Below are 13,217 nucleotides of genomic sequence, written 5' to 3'. Positions count from 1 at the left end.
TTACATCGGCCGGACTTCGACCACGTCAGGCACGAAGTGCTTGAGCAGGTTCTGGATGCCGTGCTGGAGCGTCGCCGTCGATGACGGGCAGCCGGAGCAGGCGCCCTTCATGTTGAGATAGACGACGCCGTCCTTGAAGCCGCGGAAGGTGATGTCGCCGCCGTCATTGGCGACCGCCGGCCGCACCCGGGTCTCGATCAGGTCCTTGATCATGTCCACGGTCTCGGCGTCGGCTTCGTCGAAGAACTCGTCCTCGTCGTCGAGATCGGACTCGCTTGTGGCCGTGCCGTCGGCCAGCAGCGGCGCGCCCGACATGTAGTGCTCCATGATGGCACCGAGGATTGCGGGCTTGAGCTGCTGCCATTCACCGCTCGCTTTGGTCACGGTGATGAAGTCCGATCCGTAGAACACGCCGGTGACGCCGGGCACCTCGAACAGCTTTTCGGCCAGCGGCGAACGCACGGCTGATTCGCGGCTCGAAAATTCCATGGGGTTGCCGTCGGTCACGACGCGGCCGGGAATGAACTTCAGCGTGGCGGGATTGGGGGTCGCTTCGGTTTGAATGAACATGATTTTCTCCAGACGTCGCCGGTTCAAGGCCGGCGCGTGCTCTATCCCCTAGCAGATGGCGACGGCGAACGCACGGTCAAGGGGAGGCAGGATATTAGCTCATAAAAATCAGAGGGTTGGCCCGACCTCTCCTGGAGGGGGAGGGTCGATCGCGCGCAGCGCGAGCGGGGTGGGGTGATCTCTCCCCACGGGCAGCGTTCGAGGTGGAGAGACTGTCACCCCACCCCGTCTCATGTCTCGCTTCGCTCGACACGAGCCGACCCTCCCCCTCCAGGGGAGGGTAAGAGCAGCGCAGCTACGACAGCGAATCCACGCTTTGGTCGCTGAGGGCGCCCGAGATGATCGTGACCGGCACCGGGAACGTGCCGAGCGCATGGGCGAGCAGCGAAACCAAAGGACCGGGTCCTTCCGCGCCGGGATTGGCGGCGAGCACCAGCATGGCGATATCGGGGTCCTCGTCGATGACAGCGAGCAGCTGCTCCAACGCTTCGCCTTCGCGGATCACCCGTTCCGGCGTGATGGCGGCGATGCCGTTGGCGCGCCCGGCGGCGCGGTCGAGCGCGGCTTCGGCGGCTTCCTGCGCCTCGGCGCGCATGATGTCGGCCACTCCGAGCCATTCCTGGCTCTGCTGTTCCGGCTCGATGATGCGCAGCATGACCACGCCGCCGCCGGCGCGGATCGCCCAGCGGCTGGCGTAATAGACGGCGCGATCCCATTCGGCGCTGTCGTCGACGATGACGAGGCATTTGGGCTTGTGACCCGGCTCGTAGCAAAGTCGCTTGCTGGTCATGCATGTCCCGGATTGTGCACGGCAAGCATGCTGCCACACTCCCGCAACGTTTGGGAGAGGAGAAGCGGCCGGCGCCGTGGCGCCAGCCGGTCTTGCAATGGCGGCTCTAGCGCCGGCGGATGAAGCCGACGATGTCCTTGGAGAGCTTCATGGTCTCGTCGGCGATCGCGCGCGCCCGGTCGGATCCCTCGTTCAGGATCGCGTCGATATGGCCGGGATCGGCGACGAGGCGCTTCATCTCGCCGGCGATCGGCGCGAGTTTTGTCACGCACAGCTCCGCCAGCGCGTTCTTGAAGCTGGAGAACTGGCCGTTGCCGAATTCACGCAGCACGTCCGCCTTCGACCGGCCGGACAGCGCGGCGAAGATGCCGACGAGATTGTCGGCCTCGGGCCGCGCTTCCAGGCCCTTTTCTTCCGTCGGCAGCGGCTCCGGATCGGTCTTCGCCTTGCGGATCTTCTGCGCGATGGTGTCGGCGTCGTCGGTGAGATTGATGCGCGAATTGTCGGAGGCATCCGACTTCGACATCTTCTTGGTGCCGTCGCGCAGGCTCATCACGCGCGTCGCCGGACCCGTGATCAAGGGTTCCGGCAGCGGGAAGAACAGGCCGTCATTGGTGCCCTGCGCGCGGATGGAGTCACCAAAGTCGTTGTTGAACTTCTGCGCGATGTCGCGGGAGAGCTCGAGATGCTGCTTCTGGTCCTCGCCCACGGGAACGTGGGTGGCGCGATAGAGCAGGATGTCGGCGGCCATCAGCACGGGATAGTCGAACAGGCCCACGGAGGCGTTCTCGCGGTCCTTGCCGGCCTTCTCCTTGAACTGGGTCATGCGGCCGAGCCAGCCCATGCGCGCGACGCAGTTGAAGATCCAGGCGAGCTCGGCGTGGCCCGAGACCTGGCTCTGGTTGAACACGATGTGCTTCTTGGGATCGATGCCGGCCGCGATGAACGCCGCGGTCACCTCGCGGGTGTTGCGCGCGAGCTCGACCGGTCCGCCCCAGACGTCCACCCCTTGCGTGATCGCGTGCATGTCGACGACGCAATAGATGCAATTGTGGGTTTCCTGCATCTTCACGAAGTTGACGATCGCGCCGAGGTAATTGCCGAGGTGCAGATTGCCCGTCGGCTGGACGCCGGAAAAGACCCGTTCAACGAATGGCATGGTCAGCCTTCCCATAGGTATTCGGCCGTCGTTTCCAACAGCGGCGCTGCCCCGTCAAGGGTCTTTCGCGCGGGCCGTGGGTCAGCCGGGTCGTTTCAGCGCGTTAACCGCCTCGCGCCAGGAGGCGGCACCGAGGATCTGCAGCAGCAGGCCGTAGACCGCGATCCCGGCCGCGATCTGCACACCCAGCACGACGAAGCGGATCAGGCCATGCGCCTCCGCAGGCATCAGATCCGCGGACAGCCAGAGCAGGGCGCCCATCGCGGCCGCGGCGAGCACGATCCGCGGCAGCCGTCTTCGCGCGGCATCGTCCGCCGAGAAGCCGAACTCGCGCGTGCCCTTTCGGAGCAACGAGAGCGCGCTGCTCCAGGCGCCCGCCGCGATGCTCGCCGCGATCCCGCTCGCGCCGAAGAGATGGCCCAGCAGTACCGCGAGGGCGACCGCGACCACAAAGCCTTTGGCGGTGGCCATGAGCGGCGTCATCGTGTCGCTGCGGGCATAGAACGCCGGCGACAGCGCCTTGATCAGCACATGGGCCGGCAAGCCCAGCGCCAGCCACATCAGCGCGCGCGCGGTGGCCGTGCTGTCCTCCGCACCGAACGCGCCATGCTCGAACAACAGCCGCACGATCGGCTCGGCGAGCACGATCAGGCCGAGCGTCGCCGGCAGCGCCAGCCCGGTCGCAAGCTCCAGCGCACGGGATTCGGCGTGCGCCACCGCGTCGCGATCGGAGCTAGCCACCGCGCGCGTCAGCTCCGGCACCAGCACCGTACCCATGGCGACGCCGACGATGCCGAGCGGCAACTCGATCAAGCGATTGGCGAAATAGAGCCACGACACCGCGGACGGCGTCGCGGACGCGACGATCGCGCCTGCCACCATCAGCCATTGCGGCCCCGAGCTTGCGATCATGCCGGGGATCGCCTTGGCGAAAAAGCCGCGCATCTCCTTGTCGAAACTGGCGCGCAGCGGCGTCGCGAGGCGCGCGCTTCGCTGCGACAGCAGCATCATCAGTTGCAGCAGGCCGGCAAGACCAACGGTCGCAGCCAGGATCCACGCGGCGAAGCCGGCCTCTGCCCGCCCGACGAGCAACATCGCGATCGCGGCGATCAGCGCAATGTTGAACAGCAGCGGCGCGAATGCCGTGAGCGCGAAGCGTCCCTGCGCGTTGAGCAGTCCCATCAGCACGGTGACGGGACCGGCGAAGGCGAGGTAAGGCAGCATCAGCCGCGCGTTCTGAACCGCGAGATCGAGCGTGCCGCTGCCGAGGAATCCCGGCGCGATGACCGTCATGATCAGCGGCATCAACAATGCGATCAGGAGCGAGATCGCGACCAGCGCTGCGCTGACCGTGCCGAGCACGCGCCCGGCGAACGCCGCGGCTTCCGCCACCCCGTCGCGGTCCCGCACCCGCAACCAGGCCGGGATCAGCGCCGCGTTCAGCGCACCCTCGCTGAGCAGCCGCCGCACCACGTTGACGAGCTGAAACGCCGCCAGAAACGCGTCCGCCACGGCGCCGGTGCCGAGCAGCGCCGCAATCAGGGAATCGCGGGCAAAACCCAGGAGGCGCGAGGCCAGCGTTCCCGTCGAGACGGTCAGGAAGGAGCGGATCATGCTCTCGAAAATACCGTTGCTTGCCCGCCAAGGCCCGGTCGTGATAGGCCGCGAGCTTGGATTTCAGGCCGACAGGAAGCGGATTTCCGTAAGGTCCGCAATCCGGCAAACAGGATCAAGGTGAATGGCTGACGTGAAATATGACGTTCTCGGCATCGGCAACGCGCTGTTCGACGTGCTGGTTCGGACCGACGAGGCCTTTCTGGCCAAGCATGGCATGACCAAGGGCAGCATGTCGCTGATTGACGAGGCGCGGGCGGCGGCCATCTACAAGGACATGGGGCCGGCCACCGAAGTCTCGGGCGGCTCGGCCGCCAACACCATCGTCGGCATCGGCAGCCTGGGGGCACGCGCCGCCTATGTCGGCAAGGTCAAGGACGACCAGATCGGCAAGCTCTACGTTCACGACATCCGCTCAGCCGGCGTCGCCTTCAACACGCCCGCCGCCAAGGACGGCCCCGCCACCGGCTGCTCCTACATCCTGGTCACCGGCGACGGCGAGCGCACCATGAACACCTATCTCGGCGCGGCGCAGGACCTGTCGCCCGCCGACATCGATCCGGACGAGATTGCTGCTGCCGGCATCGTTTATCTCGAAGGCTATCTCTGGGACCCCAAGAACGCCAAGGAGGCCTTCGTCAAGGCGGCCAAGATCGCCCATGACGCCAAGCGCAAGGTGGCGCTGACGCTGTCGGATTCCTTCTGCGTCGATCGCTATCGCGACGAGTTTCTCTCGTTGATGCGGGGCGGCACCGTCGACATCGTGTTCGCCAACGAGTCCGAGCTGCACTCGCTCTACATGACCTCGGACTTCGACACCGCGCTGAAGCAGCTGCGCAACGACGTCAATCTCGGAATCGTCACTCGCAGCGAGAAGGGCTGCATGGTGGTGTCGTCGGAAGACGCGGTCGCAGCGCCGGCCTTCCCGGTCGAGAAGGTGGTCGACACCACCGGCGCCGGCGATCTCTTCGCTGCCGGTTTCCTCTACGGCCTCGCGCGCAACTTCGGCTACAAGCAGTGCGGCGAGCTCGGCGCGCTCGCCGCTGCCGAAGTCATCCAGCACATCGGCGCCCGCCCGCTCGTGTCGCTTAAGGAGCTGGCGGAGCAGCGCGGGTTGACGGGGTAGAGCAAGGCTCTCTCCCCGTCATTGCGAGGAGCGCAGCGACGAAGCAATCCAGAGTCTCTCCATGGCGGCAGACTGGATTGCTTCGCGGAGCCTGTCATCGGGCCGCGCTTCGCGCGGACCCGGTGGCTCGCAATGACGATGGTGATGCAGATGCGCGCCTTGGACTCTGCTGTCTGCATGGCGTTCCTCGGGTTTGATTATTGTTTGAAGTAATCGACTGCCTTCCCGCGCGGCAAGCGCATCCATGCAGCTGCGCCGGTCGCGATGTCGTGACTTGACCGCCTTGGTCCCAGGCACGACGACAGCGGGACTGAACGGCGACGCTCTCTCACAATCTGCGGTGGATTGCCGGACGTCGCCTCACCTCGGAAGGGCTCGAGGCGATATAGTTTCGGCAGCTTGAAACATTTCGTGAGCTGCCGCGTTCAGCACCCGGCCCGGCTCATGGGCTGATTAAGATTTGATGCAATGTCGCCGCCCGCGCATGGGCGGCGAGGGGGGGACCTCAGATGATATCGACCTGGAGCGAATGGAAGCGCTATCCCCGTGCCGGACGGGGCGAGAACCTGGAGGCGCCGATTTCGCCCGGGATTTACGAGGTCCGCATTGCCGGCACCGGCGCGCTCTATTCTTTCGGCGCGGTCGACAATCTGGCGCAAGCGCTGGCGCTGCTGCCGGTCGGCTCGAAGTCGTGGTTCGGCCGTCGCGACACCTCCCACGTTCCCGATCTCGAATACCGGACCTGCGCGACGTCCTCCAAGGCCGACGCCAAGGCGGCCGCCGAGCGCATGATCGGCCGGCGCGAGACCTATATGAGCGGCGCGGCGTAACCTCGCGGCTCCGAGTTTAATTCCCATCAGATGTGCGTTGCGGGGCGGTGCATTGCGCGCCGCCTGTCCCTATATTCCGGGCCAATCCGATCGCCCGCAGGGAGAACGCCATGACCCCGACCGCCGCCGCCCGCGCCACTCAATCCACCGCCACCCTGCGCGACCGGTTGAAGGACCCCTCGCTGCTGAAGGAGGCCTGCTATATCGACGGCGCCTGGGTCGGTACGCCGGTCTTCGCCGTCAACAATCCCGCCACGGGCGTCGAGCTGGCAAAGGTGCCGCAGCTTGGTGCTGACGACACCACCAGAGCGGTCGAAGCCGCAGCGCGTGCCTTTCCGGGCTGGGCCAAGCACACGGCCAAGCAGCGTTCCAACATCCTGCGCAAATGGTTCGAGCTGATCACCGCCAATCGCGAGGATCTCGCGCTGATCCTCACCTCCGAGCAGGGCAAGCCGCTCACCGAGGCGCTCGGCGAGGTCGATATCGGCGCCGCCTATATCGAGTTCTTTGCGGAAGAAGCCCGCCGCGTCTATGGCGAGACCATTCCGAGCCAGCGGCCCGATGCGCGCCTGCTCGCCATCAAGCAGCCGATCGGCGTCTGCGGCGCGATCACGCCGTGGAATTTCCCGAACTCGATGATCACGCGAAAGGTCTCGCCGGCGCTGGCCGCCGGCTGCACCGTGGTGCTGAAGCCCGCCAACGAGACGCCGCTGTCGGCGCTGGCGCTCGCCGTGCTCGCCGAGAGGGCCGGCATCCCCAAGGGGGTGCTCAACATCATCACGGGTGACGCACCGCCGATCGGCAAGGTGCTGTGCGAGCATCCGGCGGTGCGCTTTGTCGGCTTCACCGGCTCGACCGCGGTCGGCAAGATCCTCTATCAGCAGGCCTCGGTCGGCGTGAAGCGGCTCGGCCTCGAGCTCGGCGGCAACGCCCCCTTCATCGTGTTCGATGACGCCGACATCGAGGCTGCCGTCGAAGGCGCGATCGTCTCGAAGTATCGCAACATGGGCCAGACCTGCGTCTGCGCCAACCGCATCTACGCCCAGGACAAGATCTACGACGAGTTCGTGCAGAAGCTGTCGAAGAAGGTCGCGGCGATGAAGATCGGCGACGGCACCGAGAGCGGCGTCACGCAGGGCCCGCTGATCAACATGAAGGCGGTCGACAAGGTCGAGCGCCACATTGCGGATGCCGTCAAGCGCGGCGCCAAGGTCGTCACCGGCGGCAAGCGCAGCGAGCTCGGCCGCTCCTTCTTCGAGCCGACCGTGCTCGCCGACGTCAAGCCGGACTCGCTGGTGTCGCAGGAGGAGACCTTCGGCCCGCTCGCACCCGTCATCCGCTTCAAGGACGAGGCCGACGTGATCGCGATGTGCAACGCCTCGCCGTTCGGTCTCGCCTCGTACTTCTACTCCCGGGATCTCGGCCGCGTCTGGCGCGTCGCCGAAGCGCTGGAGTCGGGCATGGTCGGCGTCAACACCGGCCTGATCACCACCGAGGTCGCGCCCTTCGGCGGCGTCAAGGAAAGCGGCCTGGGCCGCGAAGGCTCGCGTCACGGCATGGAAGAATATGTCGAGATCAAATACGTGATGATGGCGGGGGTCTAAGCCACCATCATCTCTCCACGTCATTGCGAGCGCAGCGAAGCAATCCAGAATCCCTCCGCAGAGGCAGCCTGGATTGCTTCGTCGCATCAGCGCAAAATTGCTTCGCAATTTTGTCGCGAGCTCCTCGCAATGACGGAGCTGACGTCGTAGCCCGGACCGGCGATTTGCGTTCGCCGGCGCGAATGGCATCAGCGGCAGACGTAGGCGCCGTTCACATAGACACGGACGCATGCTGCGCCGGCAGCTGCCGCACCCACCGCCGCTCCCCCCACGACCGCGCGTCGCGTGGTTCGACGTGCGACGCCGGCAACGCTCACTGGGGTTGCCGGCCGGCCGACCCTGGCTTCAGCGCTGGGAACGCCGAACGCGATGACGGTGTCGTTTGACCAGTCGGTCGAGCCGAAAATTCCGCAGCCCAGGACGGCTGCAAAAAGTAACGTTCGCTTGGTGCCTACCAGGGTCATGGCGATCTCCCTCGTTTGTTGTATCAAGCCGAGGTGATCAGCTTTCTCTAATCGTTGGCTCCCGGCTTGATCTGGATCAATGGAGGCGAGATCGCAGCCCCAGAGCCCTTCGGTCGGCGCAAAGCGTCAAAGGCGTGTCCATACTTTGCTGTTGTCCTGCCGCGAAGCGCGCCAATCCAGACATGCATCCGTCAGCAAACCGCGCCTAAATCCTCAGCTCCGCTCCGGTCACGCGCCGATACGCTTCCAGATATCGCTTGCTGGTCGCGTCAACCACGCTGGCCGGCAGCGGCGGCGGCGGGGCGTCGCCGTTCCAGCGGCCGGCGCGGCGCTCGACGTCGAGATAGTCGCGCAGGGGTTGCTTGTCGAAGCTCGCCTGCGGCTGGCCGGGCTTGTAGGCGTCCACGGCCCAGAAGCGCGAAGAATCCGGCGTCATGACTTCGTCGATCAGGATGATGCGGCCGTCCTTGTCGCGGCCGAACTCGAACTTGGTGTCGGCGATGATGATGCCCTGCTCGCGGGCGAGCTCCTCGCCGAGCGTGTAGATCGCCCGCGTCATGCTCTCCAGCGTGTAGGCGACCTCGTCGCCGACCACCGCGCGCATCTTCGCGATGGTGATGTTCTCGTCATGGCCGCTCTCGGCCTTGGTCGCCGGGCTGAAGATCGCCGGCTCCAGCTTCTCGCTCTCGACGAGGCCCGTCTTCAGCTTCTCGCCGGCGAGCGTGCCGCTGGCGGCGTATTCCTTCCAGGCGGAGCCCGAGAGGTAGCCGCGGATCACGCATTCGATCGGAAACACGGTGGTCCGCTTGCACAGCATGGCGCGGCCGAGGATCTCGGCGCGGTGCGGCTGCAACGCCGGCACGGCCGCGACGATCTCGTCGGTGTCGGCGCTGATCATGTGATGCGGCACTACGCCTTCGAGCTCGTTGAACCAGAACGCGCTGATCTGCGTCAGCACTGCGCCCTTCATCGGGATGGTCTCGCCCATCACGACGTCGAAGGCGCTGATGCGGTCGGTGGTGACGAGCAGCAGGCGGTCGTCGTCGACGGCGTAGATATCGCGCACCTTGCCGCGTCCGATCTTGGATAGAGGCAGGTCGCTGGAGAGCATGGTGGTCATCGGCAAAGCCTTCGCGCAGGACATCCGGCCGCGTCTGACGGCGCGACCGGAGACCGGATTAGCCTATTCCGGCAGCGGAATGAACTCATGTTCCTGCGGAACTGCCGCGAAGCGGCCGGTTTTCCAGTCCTGCTTGGCCTGCTCGATCCGCTCCTTGCTGGAGGAGACGAAATTCCACCAGATGTGGCGCGGGCCTTCCAGTGCATCGCCGCCGAGAAACATCATCCGCGTCGCCTTCAGCGCCTTCACGGTGATGCGGTCGCCGGGCCGGAAGATCAGGAGGCGCGGTCCCTCATAGCGCTCGTTCGCGATCTCGACCTCGCCGTCGACCAAATAGATCGCGCGCTCCTCGTGATCGGGGTCGAGCGGCACGCTCGCGCCCGCGACCGCCGTGACCTCGGTGTAGAACCAGGGCGAGACCATCGACACCGGCGAGGCGATGCCGAAGGCGGAGCCCGCGATCACCCGCGCGGTGAAGTCGCGCTCGGAGATCATCGGCAGGTCGCCCGCCGCGTAATGCTGGAACGATGGCGCGATCTCTTCGGAGCCCGCCGGCAGCGCGATCCAGCTTTGCAGGCCGAGCATCTTCTGGCCCGAGGCGCGCTGCGCATCCGGCGTGCGCTCGGAATGTGCGATGCCGCGCCCCGCCGTCATCAGGTTCATCGCGCCGGGCGCGATCTCCTGGACGTTGCCCTCGCTGTCGCGATGCATGATCGCGCCGTCGAACAGATAGGTGACGGTGGCAAGCCCGATATGCGGATGCGGCCGCACGTCCATGCCTTTGCCGGAGACGAACTGCACCGGGCCGAAATGGTCGAAGAAGATGAAGGGCCCGACCATCTGCCGCTTGCCGTGCGGCAACGCGCGGCGCACCGCGAACCCATCACCGAGGTCGCGCGTGCGCGGCACGATGACGAGATCGAGCGCATCGCAGGACATGGGATCGCCGAGCACGGGATCGTTCGAGGGCTGCCAGCTCATGGTGGACTCCTTTTAGCTTTGTTGAGCGCGATCGTAGCAGGATTTCGCATCGCCGTCGCGACAAAGGCCGAACCACATACTCCCCTGTCATGCCCCGGCTTGACCGGGGCATCCAGTACGCCGCAGCCCGTCGATTCAATCACTGGCGTCTCGGTGTACTGGATCGCCCGGTCAAGCCGGGCGATGACAGCGGTGGGCGCCGCTAACCCTTGCGTACGGATGGTCCTTGAAAAAACGAGCGCAACGAACGATGTTCGGCTGCCTTCAACCGCACCGTCGCATCACCCGATGACACTTGCCACAACCGAGCTCGCCTTCCGCGCTGCCAGCGTCGCGCTGCTGCTGGTGCTGGCGGCATCATTGCTCTCCGAGTTCCGCAATGTGCTGGCAGCCCGGCTCGGTGCGGCCTTCGCGCTCGGCTCGGCGGCGCATGCCGCGAGCTATTCCATCGGCGTGTCGTCGCTCGTTCCGGTCTGGCACGCGCCGCTGATTGCACTGTCGACCGGCAATATCGTCGTATTCTGGCTGTTCACACGCGCGCTGTTCGACGATGCCTTTCGCCTGCGCTGGTGGCACGGTTTGATCTGGGCTGCCGTGACCGCCTTCAGCTTCGTCGGGTGTCTCTGGATCGCGCCCGGCGGCAACGCGCGGTTCTCCGTGACTGTAGTGAACCTGATCGTGCTCGGTTTCATCGCGCTTGCAGTGGCGCAGACGATCCGATCATGGTCCGCCGATCTGGTCGAGCGTCGCCGCCGCGTGCGCGTCTTCATCGTCTGCGCTGCCGCGCTCTATGGCGGGTTGAATGCGGTGCTCCAGATCCTCGTTGCCTTCAGCGTGGGCGATGTCGCCAACACGATCAATACAGGCGTGCTCGCCTGCATCGTTGCAGCGATTGCCTATACGATGATGCGCGTCGATGGCGCCGACCTGTTTCCGATTGCGCCAGAGCCCGCACTCCCGGTCGCGCTGGTCCAGCCCGCGGCCGAGGACTCCGACCAGAAACTCGTCGATGCCCTGATGCGCCTGATGGCGGACGAGCGGATCTATCGCCAGGAGAACATCACCATCGGCGTGCTGGCGGGCCGGCTGAAGATTCCCGAATACCGGCTGCGCCGGCTGATCAACCAGCGGCTCGGCTATCGCAACTTCAATGTGTTCCTGAACAACCATCGGATCGAGGAAGCCAAGGCCGCGCTCGCCGATCCCGCCCAGGCCGAGGTCCCCGTCATCACCATCGCCATGGACGCCGGTTTCCAGTCACTGGGGCCGTTCAACCGGGCGTTCAAAGCGGTGACGGGCGTGACCCCGACGGAGTACCGGCGGCTGAAGACAAGTGCGGCCTAATTCCAAGCCATTCTAATCACACCGAAATTCTGGAATCGGCGAGGTCAGTTCGGTTTCAACAAGGCCATTTTCCAAATCCGGCGAGCGCACCTCCGGCTGCTCCGGCTTCCTCCAGCATGCGTCCCAGCCGGAGAAAGCCCGTGACCCGCCGCAAGATCCTCCTTCTCACCACCGCCATCGCCGCAGCCGGCCTCGCACTCGGCGCGGCCCGGGCCCGCGACGTGCCGAAGGTCGCCACCGGCTTCGTCGCCGACATCCTGTGCGCCGAGACGTTCGTCTCCGGCCTCGATCCCAGCCGCAACTTCGCCGAGACCACCGACGCCATGCCCGGAGCGAGCCTGATCGGCTGGGCGATGGAGTACAGGGTCGATTCCGTCCGCAAGGATGTCACGGTGACGTTGTTTGGCCTCGGCCGCAGCCGTGCCGTCTATCGCGAGGGCCTCGGCTGCACGCTCGATCACGGCACTGGCATTGCCGCCGTCGCGCCGCCGCCTGGCGACAAACGGCCCGCCTTGCTGCCCGAGATCGCCGGCCCCGCGATCGTGTCGCCGCAAAACCCCTCGCTCGCCGCCGCGCTCGACCGGGCCTTCGCCGAGCCCGCGCAGCCGCCTCACCGCCGCACCCGCGCCATCGTCGTGATGAAGGCCGGCCGCGTCGTCGCCGAGCGCTACGCCGACGGCATCGGCCCCGAGACGCCGCTGCTCGGCTTCTCCATGACGAAATCGGTGATCTCGGCGTTGATCGGCGTGCTGGTGCGCCAGGGCAAGCTGAAGCTCGACGCTCCCGCGCCGGTCGCGGCCTGGAAAGATCCCGATGATCCCCGCCATGCCATCACCGTCGATCAGCTGCTGCGTCACACCGCGGGCCTTGCGCTCGGCAGCTCGCTACAGGCTTCGCTCGGCTCCGCCTTCGAGCCCGTCAACCGGATGAAATTCGCCGAGAAGGACATGGCCGCCTATGCCGAGACCATCCCGCTTCGGACCGCGCCCGGCACCGCGTGGAATTATCACGACGGCAACGTCCTCATCCTCTCGCATCTGATCCGCGATGCGGCCGGTGGCACACCGGAAGACGCGCTGCGCTTTGCGCGCCGCGAATTGTTCGCCCCGCTCGGCATGCGCCATGTCGTGCTCCAGCTCGACGGCGCCGGCACGATCGAAGGGTCGAGCGAGATGCTCGCCTCCGCGCGCGACTGGGCGCGCTTCGGCCAGCTCTATCTCAATGACGGCGTCGCCGGCGGCAAACGCATCTTGCCGGAAGGGTGGGTGGACTATTCGGCGACGGCCACGCCGAATGCCTGGGTCGGCATCGGCGCCGGCTTCTGGACCAACCAGGGCGACAGCTTTGGCGCAAACTTCCGCGTGGAGCATGGCTGGCCGCGCGATGCCTTCTTCGCCAAGGGCACGATCGGGCAATACGCCATCGTGATCCCGTCGGAGCAGCTGGTGATCGTGCGGATGGGCCGCTCGCCGAACGCGCCGCCGCAAGCCGACGGCGTATTCGATCTCGTGCGGGACGTGGTCGCGGCAACGCGCGAGAAGGGGAAGCTGGCGGGAGTGGATTAGCTCAACCTCTCCCCGCTTGCGGGGAGAGGTCGGATCGCTCTTGCGATCCG

The 13,217-nt window shown here is 66.0% G+C and carries 12 protein-coding genes; 5 read left to right on the top strand and 7 right to left on the bottom strand.

Annotation, left to right across the window (positions count from 1 at the left end; genetic code table 11):
- From ACNJYD_RS00135 to murJ, 4 genes are all read right to left on the bottom strand, one after another.
- Complete coding sequence (locus ACNJYD_RS00135; RefSeq protein WP_212255581.1) at positions 1-570, bottom strand: NifU family protein; 570 nt, start codon at positions 568-570, stop codon at positions 1-3.
- Positions 571-865: 295 nt separating this feature from the next.
- Positions 866-1,360, bottom strand: a complete 495-nt coding sequence (locus ACNJYD_RS00130; protein ID WP_172787987.1) for a universal stress protein — start codon at positions 1,358-1,360, stop codon at positions 866-868.
- Positions 1,361-1,466: 106 nt separating this feature from the next.
- Positions 1,467-2,519, bottom strand: a complete 1,053-nt coding sequence (gene trpS / locus ACNJYD_RS00125) for a tryptophan--tRNA ligase (RefSeq protein WP_212255583.1) — start codon at positions 2,517-2,519, stop codon at positions 1,467-1,469.
- 81 nt (positions 2,520-2,600) lie between these two features.
- Positions 2,601-4,133: a murein biosynthesis integral membrane protein MurJ gene (gene murJ / locus ACNJYD_RS00120; protein WP_212255585.1), complete on the bottom strand. Its 1,533-nt coding sequence runs from the start codon at positions 4,131-4,133 to the stop codon at positions 2,601-2,603.
- 124 nt (positions 4,134-4,257) lie between these two features.
- Here murJ and ACNJYD_RS00115 point away from each other — a divergent pair, with 124 nt between their 5' ends.
- From ACNJYD_RS00115 to ACNJYD_RS00105, 3 genes are all read left to right on the top strand, one after another.
- Positions 4,258-5,259, top strand: a complete 1,002-nt coding sequence (locus tag ACNJYD_RS00115) for an adenosine kinase (protein WP_439365014.1) — start codon at positions 4,258-4,260, stop codon at positions 5,257-5,259.
- A 509-nt stretch (positions 5,260-5,768) separates the two neighbouring features.
- Positions 5,769-6,089, top strand: a complete 321-nt coding sequence (locus tag ACNJYD_RS00110; protein ID WP_172787983.1) for a hypothetical protein — start codon at positions 5,769-5,771, stop codon at positions 6,087-6,089.
- A gap of 110 nt (positions 6,090-6,199) precedes the next feature.
- Positions 6,200-7,693 (top strand): NAD-dependent succinate-semialdehyde dehydrogenase, encoded by a 1,494-nt coding sequence (locus ACNJYD_RS00105; protein WP_212255589.1) that lies wholly within the window; start codon positions 6,200-6,202, stop codon positions 7,691-7,693.
- A gap of 188 nt (positions 7,694-7,881) precedes the next feature.
- Here ACNJYD_RS00105 and ACNJYD_RS00100 read toward each other — a convergent pair whose 3' ends face one another.
- The 3 genes from ACNJYD_RS00100 to ACNJYD_RS00090 all read right to left on the bottom strand — a co-directional run bounded on the left by ACNJYD_RS00100 (position 7,882) and on the right by ACNJYD_RS00090 (position 10,258).
- A complete protein-coding gene (locus ACNJYD_RS00100; protein WP_212255591.1) occupies positions 7,882-8,157 on the bottom strand; it encodes a hypothetical protein in 276 nt (91 codons plus the stop codon).
- Between the two features lie 205 nt (positions 8,158-8,362).
- Complete coding sequence (locus ACNJYD_RS00095; RefSeq protein WP_212255592.1) at positions 8,363-9,277, bottom strand: phosphoribosylaminoimidazolesuccinocarboxamide synthase; 915 nt, start codon at positions 9,275-9,277, stop codon at positions 8,363-8,365.
- Positions 9,278-9,340: 63 nt separating this feature from the next.
- On the bottom strand, positions 9,341-10,258 hold the full coding sequence (locus ACNJYD_RS00090; protein ID WP_212255594.1) for a pirin family protein: 918 nt from the start codon (positions 10,256-10,258) through the stop codon (positions 9,341-9,343).
- Between the two features lie 288 nt (positions 10,259-10,546).
- On the opposite strand from ACNJYD_RS00090, the gene ACNJYD_RS00085 reads away from it, so the two are divergent.
- Positions 10,547-11,602: a helix-turn-helix domain-containing protein gene (locus ACNJYD_RS00085; protein ID WP_212255596.1), complete on the top strand. Its 1,056-nt coding sequence runs from the start codon at positions 10,547-10,549 to the stop codon at positions 11,600-11,602.
- A gap of 140 nt (positions 11,603-11,742) precedes the next feature.
- Positions 11,743-13,167, top strand: coding sequence for a serine hydrolase domain-containing protein (locus ACNJYD_RS00080; RefSeq protein ID WP_439365011.1), 1,425 nt, complete (start codon positions 11,743-11,745; stop codon positions 13,165-13,167).
- Positions 13,168-13,217 lie beyond the last annotated feature (50 nt).

Origin of the sequence: Bradyrhizobium sp. SPXBL-02 (genome assembly GCF_051853065.1) — a bacterium.
Classification (GTDB): domain Bacteria; phylum Pseudomonadota; class Alphaproteobacteria; order Rhizobiales; family Xanthobacteraceae; genus Bradyrhizobium.
The sequence above is the reverse complement of the archived record's forward strand: the minus strand, read 5'-3'. Positions and strand labels throughout refer to the sequence as shown.

Excerpts from the sequence above, each read along its gene's own strand:
- ACNJYD_RS00130 (WP_172787987.1), bottom strand. The coding sequence starts at position 1,360 with ATGACCAGCAAGCGACTTTGCTACGAGCCGGGTCACAAGCCCAAATGC.
- ACNJYD_RS00090 (WP_212255594.1), bottom strand. The coding sequence starts at position 10,258 with ATGAGCTGGCAGCCCTCGAACGATCCCGTGCTCGGCGATCCCATGTCC.
- trpS (WP_212255583.1), bottom strand. The coding sequence starts at position 2,519 with ATGCCATTCGTTGAACGGGTCTTTTCCGGCGTCCAGCCGACGGGCAAT.
- ACNJYD_RS00100 (WP_212255591.1), bottom strand. The coding sequence starts at position 8,157 with ATGACCCTGGTAGGCACCAAGCGAACGTTACTTTTTGCAGCCGTCCTG.
- murJ (WP_212255585.1), bottom strand. The coding sequence starts at position 4,133 with ATGATCCGCTCCTTCCTGACCGTCTCGACGGGAACGCTGGCCTCGCGC.
- ACNJYD_RS00105 (WP_212255589.1), top strand. The coding sequence starts at position 6,200 with ATGACCCCGACCGCCGCCGCCCGCGCCACTCAATCCACCGCCACCCTG.
- ACNJYD_RS00135 (WP_212255581.1), bottom strand. The coding sequence starts at position 570 with ATGTTCATTCAAACCGAAGCGACCCCCAATCCCGCCACGCTGAAGTTC.
- ACNJYD_RS00110 (WP_172787983.1), top strand. The coding sequence starts at position 5,769 with ATGATATCGACCTGGAGCGAATGGAAGCGCTATCCCCGTGCCGGACGG.
- ACNJYD_RS00095 (WP_212255592.1), bottom strand. The coding sequence starts at position 9,277 with ATGACCACCATGCTCTCCAGCGACCTGCCTCTATCCAAGATCGGACGC.
- ACNJYD_RS00115 (WP_439365014.1), top strand. The coding sequence starts at position 4,258 with ATGGCTGACGTGAAATATGACGTTCTCGGCATCGGCAACGCGCTGTTC.
- ACNJYD_RS00085 (WP_212255596.1), top strand. The coding sequence starts at position 10,547 with ATGACACTTGCCACAACCGAGCTCGCCTTCCGCGCTGCCAGCGTCGCG.